The following is a 20,872-nucleotide window of genomic DNA, read 5'->3' as shown; positions in this document are numbered from 1 at the left end:
CGGGCCTCCCCTCCGTCCCCGGCCTATGTGACGATGGTGGATACGCCTTCCTCTCAGGAAGGTCGAACTTGCCAGGGGGAGCACATGAGATCGAAGCGAACGAGAGAGGCGTCGCGTTATGCGGCGCTCGTGGGGATGCTGCTGTTTGCCTTTGTGGGCGGCGCTAGCGCTGGGCCTCAGTTGCTCACGCCGCCGCGCGTCGTGGCACCTCCAGCGCAGACGCCGGCTCCTTCGACAGAGGAGACCAAAGATCCGTTTGCAGTCTTCACTCCGCAGGAGATGAAGGCCTTCGTGGCGGCGACTCTCAAAGCGGACGCGCTAAAAGATCCCATGAAGCGCTGTCTGAATTTTCCTGATCCGCCCGGTAGTCACTGGTCGCGCGACGGGGTAGCCGCCTACTGTCGCTTTACCCTGCAACCAACCGTCAGTCTGGCGGAATTTGATCGTCTGGTAAGGAGCGGTCATGCGAAGGAGCTGGATCAGCGCTTATCGTCGTGGGAGGCCGATCCCAATGGTCATCCGCAAGCGTTCTGGTATTTCCTGTTGACCAATTTTCCGAATGGTGACGCCATCCGGCAGGCATTGGTGGAATCCTGGAAACAGCAGTCTCCAAATAGCGCGTTCGCGTATGCCACGAGTGGATGGAACTACACACACCTCGGTTGGGCAGCCCGTGGTGATGCAAGTGCAGCAGATACGCCGCAGGAGAACTTCGATGGCATGGACAACTCAATGGAACGCGCGCGCGGTGACGTCGAAAAAGCGATTCGTCTGAATCCGAATTTGTCGGTGCCGTACGCCACCATGATTACCATTGGTACCGCTACTGGCGACCAGGACTACGCGTTGCAGGGAGCCAAGCAGGGATTGCAGATAGAAACGACCAAGTATGCCGTACTCTCCCGATTGGCAATCTATACGTCGTCCCGATGGCACGGCACCCCCGAAGCGCGGCAATGGCTTCTTTCGCAGGTGGATCAGTCCGTTTCGAAGCAGCCGTTGCTTCACGTCATCCCTGCGATCGTATTTGCGTACGAAGCCCTGATTGACCACACCGATCCCATCGATGGCGACTGGACAGTCTATCGCCGTGTGTTTGATGACGTCGCCAAGCCCAGTCTGCTCGAGGCCGCTGGGCAGACTGCCGAGCGTTATCGTCAGTTTGCCGTGGCCTATGTCTATCTCTCCGAGGCGGCTCGCTTTGACGCGGGCAACCAGCAGGTGGCGAAGTCTCGTGCCCATGCATATTCCTTCGTCGATCTGGGTGGCGAGGGGCAGTGAGCGCCTTCTCGGGCAAAGAGCTGGGCATATCGATAGAACAAAACCTTATTTCGCTTTGAATGGTGGTCGGCGGACAGTGTGCGCTGCGGCCCTTCCCGTTGGCCGCCCGGACGTCTGGACGTCCGGTCATTGCTTTCGGTGAAGGGCGTTGCAATGAGCGAAGCGACACGTGTACTGCCGGGACAGGCCGGCACCCAGGGCGCTGCCGCCGCGCGTCCCGCGCGCTGGGCCGTGTTTTCCAACGAGGACTGGTGGTCGGTATGGATCGGCCTGCTGGTGATCGTGGTGGCCTGGGCGCTGTTCGCCAACGGCAGCAGCCTGAAATGGCTGGCGGTGGCGCCGGCGAAGTGGAAGACGCTGGCCGAGGCCGGGCAGGGCATTGCCGCCCACTGGCCGAATTACCTGGCGCTGTTCGCCGCGTTCGCCTTGTTGTTCGGCACCGGGCTCGCGGTGCTGGGGCATTCGCTGGCGCGTTTCCTGCCCGCCTTCCTGACCCTGTTCGTGGTGTCGTTGTTGATCTTCACCGCATCCGCCTGGGTTGAGGCGTCGCGCTACAACCTCGAGGCGCCGCTGCTGGCCTTGGCGCTGGGCCTGCTGGTGTCCAATACGGTCAGGCTGCCCGAGTGGTTCCAGTCGGGGCTGCGCGTGGAGTTCTACATCAAGGTGGGCATCGTGCTGCTGGGCGCCACCTTGCCGCTGACCTTGCTGGTATGGGCAGGCCCGGTGGCGGTGGGACAGGCGACCATCGTCTCGCTCGCCACGTTCTTCACCATCTTTCTCGTCGGCAAGGCACTGGGCCTGGACCGGCGCTTTGCCGCGGTACTCGGCGTCGGCGGCGCGGTGTGCGGCGTGTCGGCGGCCATTGCCAGCGGAGGCGCGGTACGCGCGCGCCGCGAAGACACCTCCGTGGCCATCACGCTGGTGGTGGTGTGGGCGATCGTGATGATCTTCGTGCTGCCGTTCGCGTCGCGGGCGCTGGGTTTGTCGACCGCCGTGGCGGGCGCATGGATTGGCACCTCCGAGTTCGCGGACGCGGCCGGTGTCGCGGCGGCGCAGGCCTATGGTGATGCTGCGCGCCACGCCGGCGGCGCCATTGCCGGTGCACCCGATGCCGCCGTGCAGGCGTTCACGCTGATGAAGGTGGTCGGGCGTGATATCTGGATAGGCATCTGGGCCTTCACGCTGGCCTGGGTGGCGATCACGCGCTGGAATACCGGCGACGATGCCGTCAGGGCCAAGGCCGATGTGCGCGAGATCTGGACGCGCTTTCCGAAATTCGTGTTCGGCTTTGTGCTGGCTTCGGCACTGGTGACCTGGATCGCCAGCCACTACTCGCTCGTCGATTACCGCAAGATCGTTACGCCCGACCTGGTGGCGCCGATCAGCACCTTGCGCACCTGGGCCTTCACGTTCTGCTTTCTCAGCATTGGCCTGACCACGCGCCTGCGTTCGCTCAGTGCCACCGGATGGCGGCCGCTGTTCGCCTTCACGGCCGGCGTGGTGGTCAATGTGATCATTGGCTACGTGCTTTCCGTGCACGTGTTCGCGTCGTACTGGAACGGGCTGGGCGGATGAAGGGCACCGGCGTCGCTGCGCCGACCCTCGGCACGGTGGCCGCATCGTGCGCTGGCTGCCGTCATCGGCTGGACGATCAACGCAACGTGGAGCAGCGCATGCCCGGGCTGACGTCGTTCGGATCAGCCTATGGGGCGAGCATCGCGGCCAGCCGGCTTTGCCTGTTGCACGATTCCTGGGTATCGCCTGCGGATGGCTGCGCGCAGTTCAGTGCGAAGGGTTGATGCCACCGCAATGCCTTCCCGCTTCCCCGACATCCCCTTCACCGTCATACCCCCCACCGTCATCCCAGCGAAAGCTGGGATCCAGCGACTTTTCTTGTTGGGGCTCGCGTCGCGGCGAAAGGCACTGGATCCCAGCTTTCGCTGGGATGACGGTGAGGCGATTCGAGTCGGTGCGCTTCGAGGGCGATGCCTGCCTGGTATTTAGAGCGCTTCCTCGTCGCCTTCACCCACATCGTCCGACGCTTCCGCCTCGTCCGCTTCGCCCTCAGCCAGCTGCTTGAGCAACTGGAAAATCTCGCGGTACGCGCGCGGCGGCTTGTTGCCTTCGTGCTCGGTTTTCGCCTGGCGAGCCAGTGAGCGCAGGTGTTGGCGATCGACATTCGGATGCTGGATGATCAACTCGCCGATCACTGCATCGGTGTCGGCGATCAGGCGATCGCGCATCGCTTCCAGGCGATGCATCGCCGCCGTTTCCTGGCGCTGGCGCTCGCGGTTCACGCCGAGCGCCGCGCGCACGCCGTCGAAGACTTCCGGGTCGTGACGACGCATCACTTTTGCCAGGAATGCCAGCTGTCGCTTGTGCGCGATGTGCGCGGTGATGCGGCGCGTCTGCGCGATTTCGCGCTGCACGTCTTCGGGCAGGTCCAGCTTGGCCAGCTTGCTTGGCGGCAGTTCGACCAGCTGGTTGGCCAGCGCGAGCACGGCCAGCGCATCGCGCCGCTGCTGCGTGCGGGTGGGGCCGTAGTCGTGATCGGGATCGTCGGTGTAGTTGCGGTTCACAGCATGGGTTCCAGCTAGTCGGCCCAGGGGCCTTGGCATTCAGTGCGTGGCGTCGCGGTGGTCGAGCGCATCCGGCTCCGCCTCTTCCAGTGCGAAGCGGGCAATCGGTTCGCCATCCATGTCCACCGTTTCGCAAAACATGGTGGCCGGGCGCACCCATAGGCCGTAATCGCCATAGAGTGCTTGGTAGACCACTACTTCCTCCATCGTCTCGCTGTGCCGGGCCGTGCCCAGCACGCGGTAACGCTGGCCCTTGTAGTGACGGTAGATGCCGGCTGTCAGTGACATGGCGTTCTCCGCAGGACGCTCTTTGCATTCGTCCGCGCCACCCCCATGTCTGGGGATTGCGCGGGTCGGACCGCGTATTCTACCCGTCAGTCTCCAGGAAACCCACGCGTGAGCGAACTTAGCCCCACCCAGGACCGCAGCCTCGAAGAACTCGATCGACTGGCCCAGCTGGCTGAGGACGTGATCCGCCGTGCCCGCGCCGCCGGCGCCAGCCAGGCCGAGGTGGCTGCCAGCATCGACACCGGGCTGAGCGTGAACGTGCGGCTGGGCGACGTGGAGACGGTCGAGCACACGCGTGACCGCGGTTTCGGCCTGACTGTCTATTTCGGCCAGCGCAAGGGCTCGGCCAGCACCGCGGACCTGAATCCGGACTCGATCCAGGCCACGCTGGACCAGGCCTGCGCCATTGCTCGCTACACCGAGGAGGACCCGGCCGCCGGCCTGGCCGATGCTGCCCGCATGGCCACGGTATTCCCGGATCTGGATCTGTGGCATCCCTGGCGCATCGACACCGCCGGCGCCATTGCGCTGGGCAAGGACATCGAGGACGCCGGCCGCGCGCATGCGGGCATCACCAATTCGGATGGCGCCGGCGTGCAGATGGGCGAGAGCCTGGCGGTGTATGCGAATTCGCATGGCTTCCTCGGGCGCGAGCGGGGCACGCGGCATTCGCTGTCGCTGTCCTTGATCGCCGGCGACGACGAGGGCATGCAGCGAGACTACTGGTACGACAGCGTGCGTTCGGCCCAGGACTTCATCAGCGCGCAGGCGCTGGGCGACAAGGCCGCCGAGCGGACCTTGTCGCGCATGGGCGCGCAGCGCCTGTCGACGCGGCAATGCCCGGTGCTGTTTGCGCCGGAGATCGCGCGCGGCCTGATCGGGCACCTGGTCAGTGCGGTCAGCGGTGGCGCGCTGTATCGGCGCGCCAGCTTCCTGCTCGACCACGTGGGCAAGCAGGTCATGCCGTCGTGGCTCAACATCGTGGAGCGGCCTTTCCTGTTGCGTGGCCAGGGCTCGGGCGTGTTCGATGCGGAAGGGGTGGCGACGCGTGACAGCTCGCTGATCGAGCACGGCGTGCTTTCCCGTTATGTGCTGGGCAGCTATTCGGCGCGCAAGCTGGGGCTGGAATCCACCGGTAACGCAGGTGGCATCCACAATCTGCTTGTCGAGCCCGGCCTGGATGACGGTTCGCCGAATGACTTCAGCGGCATGCTCCGGCGCCTGGGCACCGGCCTGCTGGTGACAGAGGTGATGGGGCAGGGCGTGTCGACCATCACCGGCGATTACTCCCGCGGCGCCGCCGGTTTCTGGGTCGAAAACGGGCAGATTGCCTACCCGGTGGAGGAGATCACCATCGCCGCCAACCTGCGCGACATGTATGCAGGCATCGTGGCCGTGGGCTCGGACGTCGATCCGCGCTCGCATATCCTCACGGGCTCCATCCTGCTGGAACAGATGACGATCGCCGGCGAATAGTCCTCGCGCCCCTGCAGCCCAGGGGCGTTGCCCAGTCGGCAAAATCCTGCGTACTTGCTAGGATCTGGGCTACGCGAAGATAGTCAACAGGCTCTTAGAGCCGGTTACAAAAAATCAGGCTTTTACGACCAGGAGATGCACGCATGAGCGTTCCACCCGAGTCTGTCGTACCGCCGCCGTCGAACGGGCCCCAGTCGTCGTCATCCGACACGCCTTCTGCCGAAGAGCGGACCTGGGCGCTGTTCGCCCATCTGTCGGCCTTGCTGGGTTGCATTGTCACCGGGCACTGGTTTGGCTGGGGCTGTTTCCTGGGGCCCCTGGTGATCTGGCTGGTGAAGAAGGACTCCATGCCCTTCGTGAATGACCAGGGCAAGGAGGCACTGAATTTCAACATCACCATTGCCATCGTCGGCATCGCCCTGTTCCTGTTGACGCTGATGACCCTGGGACTGGGCGTGGTGCTGGCCATTCCCATTGGCGTGGTGGTCGGTGTGGCGTGGCTGGTGTTCACCATCATCGCGGCGATCCGCGCCAACGAAGGCGTGCGTTACCGCTACCCGTTTACCTTGCGCCTGATCAAGTAGTCGCCCGGCATGAGGGAGGGAAAGGCAGCCCTTGGGCTGCCTTTCTCGTTTCAGTGCAGCCCGACGTAGGTGCGCTTGAAGGTTACCGGCTGCTCCAGCGTAGGTACTTTCCAGGCACCGGTAACGATCATCTGCTGGCCATCGGCAGACAGCTGCCAGGTCTGGTCGAGCCGGGTGCCGTCGGCGTATTCGATCGAGAACATCAGGCGCCCCGCATCGACGTGGCCGCGCACCATGGCGTTGCCGTTGAGCGACTGCCGCGCCTGGCTGTCGAGCTTGCCGGTCAACTGGCTGCCGTCATTCAGATGGATCTGGAAGGTCTTCGGGTCCTGCTGCACCAGCAGCACCGAGTCCACCTTCAGCAAGGGCGGCATCGGGAACGTGGCCGTTGCGAGGGGGTCCTTGTCGGCGGCAGGGCTCTTCGTGCCGGGCTGATCGCCGCCGCCGTGCCGGCCATGGCCGCCGCCCATGCCGCCGCCACCCGTCCCACCACCCATGCCGCCACCACCCATGCCGCCACCGCCCATGCCGCCGTGGCCCATGCCACCGCCGCCACCGTGGCGCCCGCCACCGTTGTTCCCTGGCGGCGTCGCGGAGGAGGAGGCGGATGCCGGGGCTTGCTGTTGCTTGGCTTCCTGCTCCTTGCGCGCCTCGCTGCGCAGCGCGGTGGTGAGTGTGTCAGCCGTGTCGCTGTTGCGATCGTCTAGCCGCCAGGCGCCGCTGAAATCCGTTGCGGGTGGGGTTGCCGCGCTGGCCACGCTGGCGATGAGCAGGCTGGCGCATGCGGACAGCAGCAGGAAGCCGCCGCGGCGCGGCAAAACAGCGGAGAAGCAGGACATGGGGAGTGACAGGTAACGGAGGTATCTGTCAGTAGACGTTTCAGTCGCCGTCAGGTTGACGACGGCTCGTCTGGCCGCGCCGCCGTAAGGCTCAGCGCTGACGTGCCGCGGCGTAGCGGGCGAGTTCTTCCAGCAGTGCGCCACGCTCGCCGAGGGGCGCAATGGCGTCCAGCGCGTCGGCGGTCAGTCGTGCGAGGTGTTCGCGCGATGCGTCCATGCCAATGATCGACGGAAAGGTGGGTTTGTCGGCGGCGGCATCCTTGCCGGCGGTCTTGCCGATCACGGACGACTCGCCTTCCACGTCGAGGATGTCGTCGCGTACCTGGAAGGCCAGCCCGACGGCGTGCGCATACCGGTCGAGCGCTTCAAGCGCATCGTCGGGTGCCGCCGAGGCCAGGGCGCCGAGGCGGACCGAGGCGCGGATCAGCGCACCGGTCTTGCAGGCGTGCATGTTTTCCAGTTCGTCCAGCGAGAGCCGGCGCCCGACCGCCGCGAGATCCAGCGCCTGGCCGCCGGCCATGCCTTCGGCGCCGCAGGCGCGTCCGAGCACGCGCAGCATTTCCACGCAACGCGTGGGCGACACGCCTTGGTCCACATCATGCGCCAGCAGTTCGAACGCCAGCGCCTGCAGCGCGTCGCCGGCAAGAATCGCCATGGCTTCACCAAAGACGATATGGCAGGTGGGACGTCCACGGCGCAGCGCGTCGTCGTCCATGGCGGGCAGGTCGTCGTGCACCAGCGAATAGGCGTGGATCAGTTCCACCGCGCAGGCCGGGGCATCCAGGCGTGAACCGCTTTCGCCGAACGCATGTCCGGCGGCGTAGACCAGCAGGGGGCGCAGCCGCTTACCGCCGCCAAGCACGGCATAGCGCATGGCGCGGTGCAGTTCGACCGGGGAGCTGTCTTCCGGCGGCAGCGAGCGGGTCAGCGCCTCGTCGGCGCGCGCGATCAGCGACTTGAGAGCCCGGCCGAGTTCAGAGTTCGGGTTCAAACGGTTCGGCGGTGTTGGGAGCATCGGGATCAAGCAGCAGGCGCACGCGCAGCTCGGCAGTTTCCAGCGCCTGCTGGCAATGGCGATAGAGGCCGATGCCACGTTCGAAAGAGGAAAGGGACTCGTCCAGACTAAGGTCCCCGCCTTCCATGCGCGCAACCAGTTGCTCGAGTTCGTCTAGCGAATGTTCGAAGTCAGCGGCAGGAGCCGGAGCGGCGGGAGCGGAAGCGGACTTGGCCATGGCCCGCAAAGCTAGCGCAGGGGGCGTGCGGAATCAATGTGCGTGAGGTCTTGCCCAGTCGTTTCGTGGGCTATGGCGGCCATCTTGCGACAGCCCGCACAGGCCCGCGGGTCTTCAGTACGCGGGCTGCCAGCGCGGGGCCGCGCCAGCAGCGAGAAACAAGCTGGCGCCACGCTCCGTCAGCCAGCGGTCGCCCACGCCAATCAGTTCGTCGTCGGCATACAGCAGGGGGCAGGCCGTCCGCCGCCAGGGCGGCATGGCGCTCTGCTGGAACAGATCGCGCAGTTCGCGCGTATGGGCATCGCCAGCCGGGCGGATGTGTTCACCCCCCTGGCGCAGGCGCACCGTCAACGGCTGCCCGAGCCGCGCAGGTGCTTCCAGCAGCAGGCTGCCGCCGTCAGGCAGGGCCAGAGGCTCGCCAAGCCAGGATGCCTGCCAAAGCGGATCGACACGGCGCTGCGGCGGTAACGCCCACAACCGGCCTTTCCATATGTGCAGCTCGGCACCGGCCCAGCGCACACAGGGCAGCTGGCCGTCGCGAGCGAGGCATTGGCGTTCGATCTGCTCGCGTTGCGCCGTGGTTGGCGCCGGCAGGCCGCGTGCATGCAGCCAGTCGTCGAGCAGTGGATGGCGCAGGGCCGGCGCCAGTGCCAGCCAGCGGGCAGCGTCCAGGCTGCCGGTCGCGCTATCGACCATATCCAACTGGACTGCCCGCCAGTGCCGCGCCAAGGTCTCGGTGGCCGAGCGGTTCAGGCGCGCGCTATGCGCGATGGACTCCACTGCCTGCGGCCAGTGCTGGCTGAGCCGCGGCAGGATCTCGTGGCGGAGGAAATTCCGCGAGAGGCGACTGTCGGCATTGGACGGGTCGTCGATGCACGGAAGCTCGTGGACCTCGACGTAGTGACGCAGCAGCTGACGCGGTACATCGAGCAGGGGGCGCCATAAGCTTCCCTGTCCCAGCGCGCGCGCTTCACGCATGCCGCCCAGGCCTTCCGGGCCGGCGCCGCGCAGCAGTTTGAGCAGCACGGTTTCGGCCTGGTCGTCGCGATGATGTCCCAGCAGCAGATGTTCGCCGCTGACCAGCGACATGGCGAAGGCGCGATAGCGCGCATCGCGTGCGGCGGCTTCCAGCCCGTAGCCCTGGGCGTGATCGACTTCCACGCGCAGCACCAGGCATGGCACGCCCCACTCTTTGGCCAGTTGCCGGCAGTGTTCCGACCATTGCCGACTGTCGGGATGCAGGCCGTGGTCGATATGCAAGGCGCGCAAGCCACGCGCATGGGCCTCGGGAAGCTGGGCCAGCGCGTGGAGCAGGGCGGTGGAATCCGGGCCGCCGCTGTACGCCACGCACAAGCCACCTTGCGCTTGTCGGCGCAGCGCCTGTTGCAGGATCTCGATCAGCTTATTCACGATGCGGTGATTTCTTGGTCTTGTTGCGCACGTAGATCACCTTGGGCCGTCCCTCGCCGGAACTGCGGCGTTCGATGTCGAACAAGGTGGTCGCTTTGATCAGCTCGCTCAGCTTGTGGTAGCCGTAGCTGCGCGAGTCGAAATTGGAGCGTTGCTTGGTCAGAATCGAGCCGACGCCGCCCAGCGCCGCCCAGCCATCGTCATCGGACGCGGCTTCCAGCGCATTGCGCAGCAGGTTGACCAGAACGGTGTCCTGTTTGAGCTGAGCGGCCGTGCGCGGCTTGAGCGGCTGTTCCTCGTCCGGTTTCGCGATCAGGATGTCGGTGTAGACGAACTTGTCACAGGCGGCCACGAACGGGTCAGGCGTCTTGCGCTCGCCAAAGCCGTAGACGATCAGGCCGGATTCACGGATACGCGCAGCCAGCCGGGTGAAGTCGCTGTCGCTGGAGACGATGCAGAAGCCTTCAAAACGTCCGGAATACAGCAGGTCCATCGCATCAATGATCATCGCGGAGTCGGTGGCGTTCTTGCCGCTGGTATAACCGAATTGCTGGATCGGCTGGATGGACTGCTTCAGCAGCTGCTCTTTCCAGCCCTTCAGGATCGTGCTGGTCCAGTCGCCATAGGCGCGCTTGACGTGGGCGGTGCCGTACTTGGCGACCTCGGCCAGCAGCGCTTCGGCGATGGCCGGCTGGGCATTGTCGGCATCGATGAGGACGGCAAGCTTGGTGGCATGCTCGTGGGCCATGAGGGCGATTTCCCGGCGAGGGTGCGCCGATGGTAACGCTGCGAATGTGATCAGCGTTTGTCGGTGCGGAAATTCAGCTCCACCCCAAGGCCGGCAGGGTCGGTGAGGAAGAGCTGCACCTGGCCCAGCGAGTCGACGATATCGACCTGGTACGGGATCCCGGCCGCATCAAGCCTGGCGCGGGTACCGGCCAGGTCGTCACAGGCGAATGCGAAGTGGCTGAGCCAGCCGCTGCGTTGCGGCGAGCCGTCGCCGTCTGCGGAAATACTCAGATGCATCAGCGGCTGCTCGCCGGCATACAGCCAATGGCCGCGCGATCCGGAGCGGAACGAGGGGCGTGGACCTTCCTGCAGGCCCACGATGTCGGTATAGAAACGTCGCAGCCGCTCGATCAGCGCGGCAGGTGCACGCAGGTTCACATGGTCCAGTGCGCGCACCCCGGCCAAGGCGGCTTACTCCAGGTAGGCGCCGTAGCCGCGCAAGCGCTTGTAGCGCAGGTCGAGCAGGTCCGTTATCGGCAGCGCTTCCAGCTCGTCCAGCTGGTTCAGCAGCACGGCCTTGAGGCGCACGGCCATCGAATGCGGATTGCGATGGGCGCCGCCCAGTGGCTCGCGCACCAGCTTGTCGATCAGGCCCAGCTCCAGCAGGCGCGGCGCGGTAAGACCCAGCGCCTCGGCGGCGTCCTTGGCCTTGTCGGCGCTCTTCCACAGGATGGAGGCGCAACCTTCCGGCGAGATCACCGAGTAGGTGGAGTACTGCAACATCACGGTCCGGTCGCCAACGCCGATGGCCAGCGCGCCGCCCGAGCCGCCCTCACCGATCACGGTGCAGATGATGGGCGTGCGCAGGTCGGCCATTTCCAGCAGGTTGCGGGCAATGGCTTCGCTCTGGCCGCGTTCCTCGGCGCCGACGCCGGGATAGGCGCCTGGGGTGTCGATCAGGGTCAGCAGGGGCAGGCCGAAGCGCTCGGCCATCTTCATCAGGCGCAGGGCCTTGCGGTAGCCCTCGGGGCGCGGCATGCCGAAGTTGCGGCGCACCTTGCCCTTGGTGTCGCGCGCCTTCTGGTGGCCGATGATCATCACCGGACGGCCATTGATGCGGCCCAGGCCGCCGACGATAGCGGCGTCGTCCGCGTAGGCACGGTCGCCGGCCAGCTCGTGGAATTCCTCGCAGATTACGCTGATGTAATCCAGCGTGTACGGGCGCGCCGGATGGCGCGACAGCTGGGTGACCTGCCACGGCGTGAGGTTGCGGAAGATCTCGTTGGTCTTGAGCTTCAGCTTCTCGCGCAGGCGGCCGACTTCCTCATCGATATTGAACGCCTGCCCGTGGCTGGCATGGCGAAGCTCTTCAATCTTCGCGTCCAGCTCGGCGATGGGTTGTTCGAAATCGAGGAAGTTGGGGTTCATTCGGTGCTATTCGTGACACGGAAGCGGAGCAGTATACCGGTCCGCGGAAAAAGGCGGGAACGGGAGCGTATGGGGTGCACTCGTCATTCCCGCGGCTCTCAACAGCCGAAGGGCTGGTCAAGCGCGAATCGGGCATCTTGAAGGGGAGCGTCGTCATTCCCGCGAAAGCGGGAATCCAGCGCCTTTCAGGGGGCACCGTTCTGTCACAAGTCCAACGGCAAAGGCACTGGATTCCCGCTTGACCAGCCCTTCGGCTGTTGAGAGCCGCGGGAATGACGTTGAGGGAGGGTCGGCGTTGCGGGCGATCCCGCGCTGAAGGGCTCAATCGCCCCGCGGCCGCTCGTCCGTCTTCACGATGCGCAACCTGGCCGCCTCCACCCCCGGCACGGCCCGGATGGCGCGCAGCAGTTCTGGGATGGCCTCGACGCGCCAGTCCTCGCCCAGCTCCAGGTCTGCCTGGGCGGTCTGGTTGTGGTAGCCGTACAGGACCACGCTGGCGCGCCCGCCGCGGTAGCCCGACAGGGCGCGGCGCAGGTCCTCGATGAAGCCGGGGCCCACCCCGTTCAGCTTCAAGCGCAGCAGGCGCGCGTAGCGGCGGCAGGCGTCCCCGAGGGACAGGGCGCTGCGTGCGCGCAGGGCGAAGCCGCCGCCGGAGAAATCGTCGATACGCAGGCCGCCTTCAACCACAAGGATCTGGTCGCGGGTGAGCAGCGGCGCCACCTGCTGGTACAGCTCGCCGAAGAAGCTCACCTCGATGATGCCGCTGCCGTCTTCCAGGCGTACGAAGGCGTCGCTCTCGCCGCGCTTGCGCACCGCGGTGACCATGCCGGCCACGGTCCATGGCGTATCCGGGCCGCGACGGAAGCGGTTGTTGTCGCCGTCGTCGTTCTTGCGCGGCTTGGGCGGCTGGTAACGGTCGCCGATCTCGCCCAGCGGGCAGGTCGACAGCTGGGCCAGTTCGTCCTTCCACGGGTCGGTGGGGTGGCCGGACAGGTAATGGCCGAGCGTGTCGCGCTCGCCTTGCAGCTTTTGTTCGAGCGGCCATTCGGGTGCCGTGGGCAGGTCCACCTGCACGACGGGCGCGACACTTCCCATCATCGCGCCGAACATATCGTTCTGGCCGGACTGCTTGTCGCGCAGATGCTGCTCCGCCACCTTCATGGCGTTCGGCAGCTGCAGCATCAAGCTGGCGCGGGTGGGCGCCAGCGCATCGAGCGCGCCGGACAGGATCAGGGCTTCCAGCACGCGGCGGTTGAGCTTGGTTGAGTCGACGCGGCGGCAGAAGTCGGCGAGGTCCTTGTAGGCGCCGCCACGCTTGCGCTCTTCCGCAATCGCTTCGCAGGCCCCTTGGCCCACGCCCTTGATTGCGCCCAGGCCATAGCGCATCACCTTGGGCTCGACCGCCACGAACATGAATTCCGACGCGTTCACGTCCGGCGGCAGTACCGTCAGGCCGATCGCCTCGGACTCGTCGATGAAGGTCACCGCCTTGTCGGTGTTGTCCATGTCCGACGAAATCGTCGCGGCCATGAACTCGGCCGGGTAATGCGCCTTCAGCCACGCCGTCTGGTACGACACCAGCGCATAGGCGGCGGCGTGCGATTTGTTGAAGCCGTAGCCGGCGAATTTTTCCATCAAGTCGAAGATGGAATCGGCCTTGTCGCCGGTGAGCCCGTCCTTGGCGGCGCCCTCGCGGAACTTGGCGCGCTCCTTGGCCATTTCCTCGAGCTTCTTCTTGCCCATCGCGCGGCGCAGCAGGTCGGCGCCGCCGAGCGAATAACCGCCCACGATCTGCGCCATCTGCATCACCTGCTCCTGATAGACCATGATGCCGTAGGTCTCTTTCAGGATCGGCTCGACGCGCGGGTCGGGGTATTCCACCGCCTCGCGGCCGTGCTTGCGCGCCACGAAGCTGGGGATCAGGTCCATCGGGCCCGGGCGATACAAGGCCACCAGGGCGATGATGTCCTCGAAGCGGTCGGGCTTGGCGTCCTTGAGCATGCGCTGCATGCCGGAGGATTCGAGCTGGAACACCGCCACCGTCTGCGCTTTCTTCAGCAGCTCGTACGGCGCCGGGTCGTCCAGCGGCAGCGCGGAGATATCCAGCAGTGCTTCGCCGGTCTTCTCGCGCCGCGCGTTGATCGCCTTCACCGCCCAATCGATGATGGTCAGCGTGCGCAGGCCGAGGAAGTCGAACTTCACCAGGCCGACGGCTTCCACGTCGTCCTTGTCGTACTGGGTCACCACGCCGCCGCCGCCCGCTTCGCAGTACAGCGGGGCGAAGTCGGTGAGCGGGGTCGGCGCGATCACCACGCCGCCAGCGTGCTTGCCGGCGTTGCGGGTCAGGCTCTCGAGCTTGAGCGCGAGGTCGATCAGCGTCTTCGCTTCCTCGTCCTGCTCATACAGCTCGCAGAATTCCTTGACCACGCGATCGGGTTCTTTCTTCGCCTTTTCCGAGCGGCCCAGCGCGCACGACAAGGTGAGGTCAAGCGGCCGTGGCGGGATCAGCTTGGCGATGCGGTCGACCTGGTTGTAACCCATGCCGAGCACGCGGCCGGAGTCGCGCAGCACGGCCTTCGCCGCCATCGAGCCGTAGGTGATGATCTGGCTGACGTGGTCGCGGCCGTATTTGCGCGCGACGTAGTCGATCACCTCGTCGCGGCGATCCATGCAGAAGTCGATGTCGAAGTCGGGCATCGAAACGCGTTCGGGATTCAGGAAGCGCTCGAACAGCAGCTCGAACTGCAGCGGGTCGAGGTCGGTGATCTTCAGCACCCAGGCGACCAGCGAGCCGGCACCCGAACCACGGCCCGGGCCGACCGGGATGCCGTTCTGCTTACCCCAGTTGATGAAGTCCGCCACGATCAGGAAGTAGCCGGGGAAGCCCATCTTGATGATGACGTCCAGCTCGCGTTCCAGGCGGGCCTCGTAGTCGGCCAGCGTGCGACCTGCGGCCAGGGGCGCGGCGGTGAGACGCTCCTTCAGGCCCTCACGCGAAATCTCCCGGATATAGCTGGCCAGGTCGTGGCCTTCCGGCACCGGGAAGTCGGGCAGGTAGTAGGTGCCGAAGCTCAGCTCCAGCGTGCAGCGTCGGGCCAGCTCGATGGTGTTTTCCAGCGCTTCCGGGACATCCGCGAACAGCGCTTCCATCTCGCCGGGCGTCTTGACGTACTGCTGGTCGCTGTAGTCGCGCGGGCGCTTGGGATCGGCCAGCACGCGGCCCTGGTTGATGCACACGCGCGCTTCGTGGGCTTCGAAATCATCCTGCTTGAGAAAGCGCACGTCGTTGCTGGCGACCACCGGAAGATCCAGCTCGGCGGCCAGCGCCAGCGCGGCGATGTTCCAGTTTTCCTCGCCCTCGCGGCCGCAGCGGGTCAGTTCCAGATAAAGGCGATCGGCCATTTGCGCGGCAAACGGACGTAGTCGCCCCGCGGCCGCCGAGGTGCCCTGATGCACGGCGATGCGGCCGGCCTCGCTCTCGCGTCCCAACAGGGCAATCAGGCCATGCGTGGCCTCCGGCGTCAGCCAGGCCGCGTCGATCAGCGCGCGGCCGCTGTGCTGGCCTTCGCGCCAGGCGCGCGAGACCAGGCGCGACAGGTTGAGATAGCCCTCGCGGTTCTGGCACAACAGGGTGAGACGCCAGGGGCGTGGATCATCCGGTGCGCTGACCCACAGGTCGCAGCCACCGATCGGCTTGATGCCGGCCGCGCTGCACGCCTTGTAGAACTTCACCAGCGCGAACATGTTGCTGTCGTCGGTGAGTGCTACCGCAGGCACGCCTTCGCGCACGCAGGCCTCGACCAGCGCCTTGATGCGGATGGTCGAATCGACCAGCGAGTATTCGCTGTGCAAATGAAGGTGAGCGAAGCGGACGGACATGGCGCGCGCGCAGAATGGATGCCCAGCCTAACGTTGCCGGCCGGGGTGGGCAAGAATTGACATCAGGCCATGCGCCGGCGTTCGGCCAGCCATCAGGCTTGCGGCGGTGTGGCGGCTGTAGGGGATGCAGCGGGCGTGGGGGCAGCGGCCGGTGCCGGCGGGGCCGGTGGTGTGCTCGGTAGGCGTGCTGATCTACATCGGTTACGGCTACCCGCGTGCGCGCAGCTGCAGCTTGCGCAGCCCCGGCGACGACGCATCGCAGGCCAGGATGCCGTCGTCGGCAGGGGTGCTTTCATCGTTCAGGAGATATGAAACAGCTCGTCTCCCATGGAATTGTCGATGTAGTGGTCGAGACCCGGCACGGCCAACGGGTGCAGGTCATAGTCGACGTGCTGGTACTCGGCGTCGACGATGGCAGTGAGCTCCTCCGGGGTGAGGAGCTGGGTGGCGGTGGAGGTCTCGGGTGCGCCGCGCGCTGCGGCGTCTTGCGGGCGGTTGGGCAGCGTCATGACACGACTCCTGCGGTCTAGCGCGTAGTGGGTGTCTCAAGGCCGCGTGACAAGCACAAGGCACGCGGGTCGATTGCGCGTCCATGCCTTGTCGGAAGTGCACCGCGCCGCAGATTCGGGCGTTTCGGTGGTGTTGGCGCGGGCTTGCGATATCGGCCCGGTGACTTCGCTTCCTGTATCCGTTGGGATGCAGCAATGGCGGAAAAGGTTGCTCCAGAGACCTGCTTGCTGCCAATAGAGAACGACCTCCTGGGTTAGTTCCCGGCTTTGGCGAAGCCTGGTCGAGAGCCACGGGTTCCCGCTACTCGAGCACATTCTAACGCCGCTATGCGCGCGTCGGCGTGGGTCATTGGCCATGCTGGGAGGCGCTGATTTTGGCCTCGTTGATGCTTGCGATGACCGTTTGTCGCGACTAGAACAATACGCCTTGATCCACCAGCAGCTTCACCGGTGCGAAGCTGCGGCGGTGATGCGGGCAGGGACCGAGTCGTTTCAGCGATTCAAGATGCGCTGGCGTCGGATAACCCTTGTGCAGCGCGAAGCCGTAGCCGGGATGCTCGCGATCGAGCTCGACCATCCAGCGGTCGCGGCTGACCTTGGCAAGAATGGAGGCGGCACTGATCGCGGGTTCCAGTGCATCGCCACCGACGATCGCGCGACCCGCGCAAGGCAGGTCGCGCGGCAGTGCATTGCCGTCGATCCAGGCTTCGTGCGCCGCGGGGGTGAGCCCTGCCAGTGCGCGGCACATGCCAGTCATGGTGGCCTGGAAGATGTTGAGCCGATCAATCTCCTCCGGCATCACCATGACCACGCAGTGCGCCAGGGCCCTGCTGATGATCTGGGGATAGAGCGCCTCGCGTTTCGCTTCGCTCAGCTTCTTGGAGTCATTGAGCCCTTCGATGGGGTGGGCTGGATCGAGAATCACGGCAGCAACGGCCACGGGACCCGCCAACGGGCCGCGACCGGCTTCGTCGACGCCGGCAATCAGCAAGCCTGCGGTGCTGGCGGCGACCTTTCTAGCGGCCATGCGGCGCCTCGATCAGCTCGGCGACCGCGGCGGCCGCGAGATCGCCGGCATGGCCTTCGAGATCGCCACGCAAGGCCAGATGCAACTGCTCGAACGCTGCAACGATAGCGCCGCGGCGTTCGCTGTCGTGGAACAGTGCCAGCGTCGCGGCGGCAAGCTTGTCGGCGGTGAAATCGTCCTGCATCAGCTCGGGGACGAGCACGGTGTCGTCGCCCATCCCATTCGCACGGGCGAGAATATTAGGCAGGGCATAGACATCGGTCTTGAGCATGTTGAGAGCGCGCGCGATGCGATAGCTCACCGGCGAGACGCGATAGCCCACGACCATGGGACGCTTGGCCAGCATGGCTTCCAGCGCCGCCGTACCTGACGCCAGCAGGACCACATCGGCCGCCAGCATCGCTTCATGTGCGTGGCCGTCGAGCAGGGTCGGGGCATCGTCGCCGGCGACGTCACCCAACAAGGCCTTGAGGCTGGCCTTGACGCGCTCGTTCGCGGCCGGGACCACGATGCGAAGACCGGGCAGGTGGGTCGCCACCTGGCGTGCCGCATCGAGAAAGGTACGGCCTAGGCGCGTCACTTCCGAGCCCCGGCTACCCGGCAACACGGCGAGCACCGGCGCATGCTGCGACAATTGCAGGAAGGCACGCGCGCCCACACGGTCGGAGACGAGTGCAAAGCGATCGGCGAGTGGATGGCCAACGAAGCGGGCGTCGATGCCGTGCCGCGCGTAGATCGCGGGTTCCATCGGGAACAGGCACAGCACGCGATCCGCGCTGAGGCCGATCTTCTCGGCTCGTTTCTCGCGCCAGGCCCATACCGACGGGCTCACATAATGCACGGTGCGCAAGCCGGCTTGTCGCAGCCGCTTTTCCACACCGAGATTGAAATCCGGTGCGTCGATGCCGACCACCACGGATGGCTTGGCAGCGACCAGTCGCGCCAGCAGCTCCTTGCGCAAGCGCAACAGGCGCGGCAGGTGCGACACGACTTCGGCGAAGCCGAACAGGGAAAGTTCCTTGATGTCGTACCAGGACTCGAAGCCCACGGCTTGCATGCGTGCGCCGCCAATGCCGACGAAGCGCGCATCGGGGTAACGCTGGCGCAGCGCGGCGATCAGGTCGGCGCCGAGTTGATCGCCGGAATCTTCTCCGGCGATCAGGGCGATCAGGGGGGATGCCGTGGTGGCTTCGACGGCCGTCATGACGGTGACGTCAGCCGCCACGGGCGGTGCGCGTGCTTGATCGGTTGATATGAGCGGAGCTCATATCAACGCGCCAAGGCCCGCTCGCTGCGGTCGAGGAATTCCAGCATGGCACGCACATCCTCGCTGCCATTGGCCTGTTCCGTCAGCTGCTCGCGGGCATCGGCCAGGCTCAGGCCGGCCATGTAGAGCGTGCGGTACGCGCGCTTGATCGCGGAGATGCGCGGGGCGTCGAAACCGCGACGCTTGAGGCCTTCGCTGTTGATGCCACGGGGACGGCCGCGCTGATCATTGGCCATGGTCACGAACGGCGGCACGTCGGAGCCGACCAGGCAACCCATGCCGATGAACGCGTGTGCGCCGATCTTGCAGAACTGATGTGCGCCCGAGAAGCCGGCCATGACGACCCAGTCACCGATTTCCACGTGCCCGGCCAGCGCCGAGTAGTTGGAGAACACGGTGTTGTTGCCGATCTGGCAGTCATGCGCGATATGCACGTAGGCCAGTACCCAGTTGTCGTTGCCCAGGCGCGTGGCGCCACCGCCGTCACCGGTGCCGCGGTTGATGGTGACGAATTCGCGGATCAGGTTGCGGTCGCCGATGATCAGCTCGGTGTGCTCGCCGGCAAACTTCTTGTCCTGCGGCGCGCCGCCCAGCGAGGCGAACTGGCTGATGCGATTGTCGCGACCGATGCGTGTGGGGCCTTCGATCACCGCGTGCGGTCCAACCACCGTGCCGTCACCGATCTGCACATCGGCACCAATGACGCTGTAAGCACCAATACTGACGTTGTCGCCGATGACGGCGGAAGGATCGATCTGCGCGGTGGGATGGATCATTTCTCTGACCTCGCGGCACACATCAGTTCGCAGCTGGCCACGACCTTGCCATCGACAATCGTGCGTGCCTCGAACAGGCCCATGCTGCGCAGCAGGCGCTTGAGCGTCACTTCGAGGCGAAGCTGATCGCCTGGCACGACCGGGGCGTTGAAGCGCGCGTTGTCCACCTTGACCAGGTAGAACAGCGGGCTACCCGTATTGCCCTTGAGGCGGCGCGAGATCTGGGTGAGCAGGCCGGCAGTCTGTGCCATGGACTCGATCACCAGCACGCCCGGCATGACCGGGTGGCCAGGGAAATGCCCGTCGAAAAACGGTTCGTTGATCGTCACGTTCTTGATCGCAACGATGCTTTCGTCGGGCACCATCTCGATAACCCGATCCACCAGCAGGAACGGATAGCGATGGGGCAGCAACTGCTGGATCTGCTCCACGTTCACTGGGAGGTGGAAGGGGACGGTGAGGTCACTCATTGTTTTTGTCCTTCTCTAGCGCCGAAATACGGCGCACGTATTCGTCCAGGTGCTTGAAACGGGCTGCATTGCGCCGCCACAGGCGACTCTCCTGTAGCGGAATGCCCGAGGCATATTCACCCGGCTCGCGTATGGAATGTGTAACCAGGCTTTTGGCCGTAATGTTAACCCGGTCGCCAAGTTCCAGATGACCCAGCACGCCGGCGTTGCCGCCGATCATGCAGTAGCGCCCGATCTTGGCGCTGCCGGCCACCGCCGCACATCCTGCCATGGCGGTATGCGCGCCGATGTAGACGTTGTGGGCAATCTGGATCTGGTTGTCCAGGCGGACATCCTCTTCCAGCACCGTATCGTCCAGCGCCCCGCGATCGATGGTGGTATTGGCCCCGATCTCGCAGTCGTCGCCAATGCGGACGCCGCCCAGCTGGGGCAGTTTGATCCAGTGGTCGCGATCGAAGGCGAGGCCGAAACCGTCCGAACCGATCACCGCGCCCGGGTGGACCAGCACGCGTTTGCCCAGGGTGACGCTGGCGACCAGGGTGACCCGCGCGACCAGGCGCGACTGCGCGCCCACCGTGCAGTCCGGACCGACGATGCAATGGGGGCCCAACACCACGCCGTCTTCCACTACCGCGTCGTCTTCGATCACGCAGCAAGGGCCAATGCTGGCGGTCGGCGACACCCGCGCACTGGCGGCAACCACGGCGCTGGGATGGATGCCATGAGGCGCGGCCGGCTTGCGCTCGAACAGCACGGCAATCTTCGCGTAGGCCACGTAGGGGTCACGCGCGACCAGCGCGGCGACGGGGCTGTCGGCGACGTTTTCCTCGCGCATCACCACGACACCGGCGCCGGTGCCGGTCAGTTGCGCCGCGTACTTGGTGTTGGAGAGAAAGCTCAGCTGGCTGGGGCCGGCGCTCGCCAGCGTGGCGACGCCGTCAATGACGCGCCCGCCGTCGCCGCGAAATTCGAGGCCGAACCGCTCGGCGAGTTCGGCCACGGTGATGTGGAAAGTGCTCATGCATGGCTCCCTGCAATCGGACCATTGTAGGGCGTCAAGCCCTTCGCGGGATGCTCTGACCGGATCAGGGCACCCCT

Annotated in this window: 21 protein-coding genes; 5 read left to right on the top strand and 16 right to left on the bottom strand. The window is 65.6% G+C overall.

Features of this window, described 5'->3' with window-relative positions:
* Positions 1-135 precede the first annotated feature (135 nt).
* The 3 genes from OUZ49_RS17685 (at position 136) to OUZ49_RS17675 (ending at position 3,080) form a co-directional block, all read left to right on the top strand.
* Positions 136-1,281, top strand: a complete 1,146-nt coding sequence (locus OUZ49_RS17685) for a hypothetical protein (RefSeq protein ID WP_266151931.1) — start codon at positions 136-138, stop codon at positions 1,279-1,281.
* Between the two features lie 153 nt (positions 1,282-1,434).
* On the top strand, positions 1,435-2,856 hold the full coding sequence (locus OUZ49_RS17680; RefSeq protein ID WP_266151930.1) for a YeiH family protein: 1,422 nt from the start codon (positions 1,435-1,437) through the stop codon (positions 2,854-2,856).
* Entirely contained in the window at positions 2,853-3,080 is a 228-nt protein-coding gene (locus OUZ49_RS17675) for a hypothetical protein (protein WP_266151929.1), read from the top strand. The genes OUZ49_RS17680 and OUZ49_RS17675 overlap by 4 nt, the downstream gene beginning before the upstream one ends.
* 201 nt (positions 3,081-3,281) lie before the next feature.
* Here OUZ49_RS17675 and yjgA read toward each other — a convergent pair whose 3' ends face one another.
* The gene (gene yjgA / locus OUZ49_RS17670) at positions 3,282-3,860 is read right to left on the bottom strand and encodes a ribosome biogenesis factor YjgA (protein ID WP_380004560.1); all 579 of its coding nucleotides are present in this window, start codon (positions 3,858-3,860) and stop codon (positions 3,282-3,284) included.
* A 39-nt stretch (positions 3,861-3,899) separates the two neighbouring features.
* Positions 3,900-4,148: a DUF1653 domain-containing protein gene (locus OUZ49_RS17665; RefSeq protein ID WP_266151927.1), complete on the bottom strand. Its 249-nt coding sequence runs from the start codon at positions 4,146-4,148 to the stop codon at positions 3,900-3,902.
* A 108-nt stretch (positions 4,149-4,256) separates the two neighbouring features.
* On the opposite strand from OUZ49_RS17665, the gene pmbA reads away from it, so the two are divergent.
* Positions 4,257-5,624 carry a metalloprotease PmbA gene (gene pmbA / locus OUZ49_RS17660; protein WP_266151926.1) on the top strand — a complete coding sequence of 456 codons (1,368 nt, stop codon included), beginning with the start codon at positions 4,257-4,259 and terminating at the stop codon, positions 5,622-5,624.
* Between the two features lie 143 nt (positions 5,625-5,767).
* A complete protein-coding gene (locus tag OUZ49_RS17655; RefSeq protein ID WP_266151925.1) occupies positions 5,768-6,208 on the top strand; it encodes a DUF4870 domain-containing protein in 441 nt (146 codons plus the stop codon).
* A 50-nt stretch (positions 6,209-6,258) separates the two neighbouring features.
* Here OUZ49_RS17655 and OUZ49_RS17650 read toward each other — a convergent pair whose 3' ends face one another.
* From OUZ49_RS17650 to lpxD, 14 genes are all read right to left on the bottom strand, one after another.
* The gene (locus OUZ49_RS17650) at positions 6,259-7,047 is read right to left on the bottom strand and encodes a hypothetical protein (protein WP_266151924.1); all 789 of its coding nucleotides are present in this window, start codon (positions 7,045-7,047) and stop codon (positions 6,259-6,261) included.
* A gap of 91 nt (positions 7,048-7,138) precedes the next feature.
* Positions 7,139-8,038 carry a polyprenyl synthetase family protein gene (locus tag OUZ49_RS17645; RefSeq protein ID WP_266151923.1) on the bottom strand — a complete coding sequence of 300 codons (900 nt, stop codon included), beginning with the start codon at positions 8,036-8,038 and terminating at the stop codon, positions 7,139-7,141.
* Positions 8,022-8,279 carry an exodeoxyribonuclease VII small subunit gene (locus tag OUZ49_RS17640; protein ID WP_266151922.1) on the bottom strand — a complete coding sequence of 86 codons (258 nt, stop codon included), beginning with the start codon at positions 8,277-8,279 and terminating at the stop codon, positions 8,022-8,024. Before OUZ49_RS17640 ends, OUZ49_RS17645 begins: the two co-directional genes overlap by 17 nt.
* Before the next feature lie 114 nt (positions 8,280-8,393).
* Positions 8,394-9,689, bottom strand: a complete 1,296-nt coding sequence (gene tilS / locus OUZ49_RS17635; RefSeq protein ID WP_266151921.1) for a tRNA lysidine(34) synthetase TilS — start codon at positions 9,687-9,689, stop codon at positions 8,394-8,396.
* The gene (locus tag OUZ49_RS17630; protein ID WP_266151920.1) at positions 9,682-10,437 is read right to left on the bottom strand and encodes an NYN domain-containing protein; all 756 of its coding nucleotides are present in this window, start codon (positions 10,435-10,437) and stop codon (positions 9,682-9,684) included. Before OUZ49_RS17630 ends, tilS begins: the two co-directional genes overlap by 8 nt.
* A 50-nt stretch (positions 10,438-10,487) precedes the next feature.
* On the bottom strand, positions 10,488-10,874 hold the full coding sequence (locus OUZ49_RS17625) for a VOC family protein (RefSeq protein WP_266151959.1): 387 nt from the start codon (positions 10,872-10,874) through the stop codon (positions 10,488-10,490).
* A gap of 15 nt (positions 10,875-10,889) precedes the next feature.
* Positions 10,890-11,846 (bottom strand): acetyl-CoA carboxylase carboxyl transferase subunit alpha, encoded by a 957-nt coding sequence (gene accA / locus OUZ49_RS17620; RefSeq protein WP_266151919.1) that lies wholly within the window; start codon positions 11,844-11,846, stop codon positions 10,890-10,892.
* Positions 11,847-12,167: 321 nt separating this feature from the next.
* Positions 12,168-15,725: a DNA polymerase III subunit alpha gene (dnaE, locus tag OUZ49_RS17615; protein ID WP_266151918.1), complete on the bottom strand. Its 3,558-nt coding sequence runs from the start codon at positions 15,723-15,725 to the stop codon at positions 12,168-12,170.
* Positions 15,726-16,024: 299 nt separating this feature from the next.
* Positions 16,025-16,234: a hypothetical protein gene (locus tag OUZ49_RS17610; RefSeq protein WP_266151917.1), complete on the bottom strand. Its 210-nt coding sequence runs from the start codon at positions 16,232-16,234 to the stop codon at positions 16,025-16,027.
* 412 nt (positions 16,235-16,646) lie between these two features.
* Complete coding sequence (gene rnhB, locus OUZ49_RS17605; protein WP_266151916.1) at positions 16,647-17,261, bottom strand: ribonuclease HII; 615 nt, start codon at positions 17,259-17,261, stop codon at positions 16,647-16,649.
* Positions 17,251-18,465 carry a lipid-A-disaccharide synthase gene (lpxB, locus tag OUZ49_RS17600; protein ID WP_266151915.1) on the bottom strand — a complete coding sequence of 405 codons (1,215 nt, stop codon included), beginning with the start codon at positions 18,463-18,465 and terminating at the stop codon, positions 17,251-17,253. The genes rnhB and lpxB overlap by 11 nt, the downstream gene beginning before the upstream one ends.
* Positions 18,466-18,530: 65 nt before the next feature.
* Positions 18,531-19,304, bottom strand: a complete 774-nt coding sequence (gene lpxA / locus OUZ49_RS17595) for an acyl-ACP--UDP-N-acetylglucosamine O-acyltransferase (RefSeq protein WP_266151914.1) — start codon at positions 19,302-19,304, stop codon at positions 18,531-18,533.
* A complete protein-coding gene (gene fabZ / locus OUZ49_RS17590) occupies positions 19,301-19,774 on the bottom strand; it encodes a 3-hydroxyacyl-ACP dehydratase FabZ (RefSeq protein WP_266151913.1) in 474 nt (157 codons plus the stop codon). Before fabZ ends, lpxA begins: the two co-directional genes overlap by 4 nt.
* A complete protein-coding gene (gene lpxD / locus OUZ49_RS17585; protein ID WP_266151912.1) occupies positions 19,767-20,795 on the bottom strand; it encodes a UDP-3-O-(3-hydroxymyristoyl)glucosamine N-acyltransferase in 1,029 nt (342 codons plus the stop codon). Before lpxD ends, fabZ begins: the two co-directional genes overlap by 8 nt.
* Positions 20,796-20,872 lie beyond the last annotated feature (77 nt).

It is taken from the genome of Dyella halodurans (genome assembly GCF_026283925.1).
In the GTDB taxonomy this organism is placed as follows: domain Bacteria; phylum Pseudomonadota; class Gammaproteobacteria; order Xanthomonadales; family Rhodanobacteraceae; genus Dyella; species Dyella halodurans.
This window is presented reverse-complemented; position numbering and strand designations above follow the sequence as displayed.

Coding starts and splice junctions, on each gene's coding strand:
- OUZ49_RS17685 (WP_266151931.1), top strand. CDS start 136: ATGCTGCTGTTTGCCTTTGTGGGCGGCGCTAGCGCTGGGCCTCAGTTG.
- OUZ49_RS17680 (WP_266151930.1), top strand. CDS start 1,435: ATGAGCGAAGCGACACGTGTACTGCCGGGACAGGCCGGCACCCAGGGC.
- OUZ49_RS17675 (WP_266151929.1), top strand. CDS start 2,853: ATGAAGGGCACCGGCGTCGCTGCGCCGACCCTCGGCACGGTGGCCGCA.
- OUZ49_RS17665 (WP_266151927.1), bottom strand. CDS start 4,148: ATGTCACTGACAGCCGGCATCTACCGTCACTACAAGGGCCAGCGTTAC.
- OUZ49_RS17655 (WP_266151925.1), top strand. CDS start 5,768: ATGAGCGTTCCACCCGAGTCTGTCGTACCGCCGCCGTCGAACGGGCCC.
- OUZ49_RS17650 (WP_266151924.1), bottom strand. CDS start 7,047: ATGTCCTGCTTCTCCGCTGTTTTGCCGCGCCGCGGCGGCTTCCTGCTG.
- OUZ49_RS17640 (WP_266151922.1), bottom strand. CDS start 8,279: ATGGCCAAGTCCGCTTCCGCTCCCGCCGCTCCGGCTCCTGCCGCTGAC.
- OUZ49_RS17630 (WP_266151920.1), bottom strand. CDS start 10,437: ATGGCCCACGAGCATGCCACCAAGCTTGCCGTCCTCATCGATGCCGAC.
- accA (WP_266151919.1), bottom strand. CDS start 11,846: ATGAACCCCAACTTCCTCGATTTCGAACAACCCATCGCCGAGCTGGAC.
- dnaE (WP_266151918.1), bottom strand. CDS start 15,725: ATGTCCGTCCGCTTCGCTCACCTTCATTTGCACAGCGAATACTCGCTG.
- OUZ49_RS17610 (WP_266151917.1), bottom strand. CDS start 16,234: ATGACGCTGCCCAACCGCCCGCAAGACGCCGCAGCGCGCGGCGCACCC.
- rnhB (WP_266151916.1), bottom strand. CDS start 17,261: ATGGCCGCTAGAAAGGTCGCCGCCAGCACCGCAGGCTTGCTGATTGCC.
- lpxB (WP_266151915.1), bottom strand. CDS start 18,465: ATGACGGCCGTCGAAGCCACCACGGCATCCCCCCTGATCGCCCTGATC.
- lpxA (WP_266151914.1), bottom strand. CDS start 19,304: ATGATCCATCCCACCGCGCAGATCGATCCTTCCGCCGTCATCGGCGAC.
- fabZ (WP_266151913.1), bottom strand. CDS start 19,774: ATGAGTGACCTCACCGTCCCCTTCCACCTCCCAGTGAACGTGGAGCAG.
- lpxD (WP_266151912.1), bottom strand. CDS start 20,795: ATGAGCACTTTCCACATCACCGTGGCCGAACTCGCCGAGCGGTTCGGC.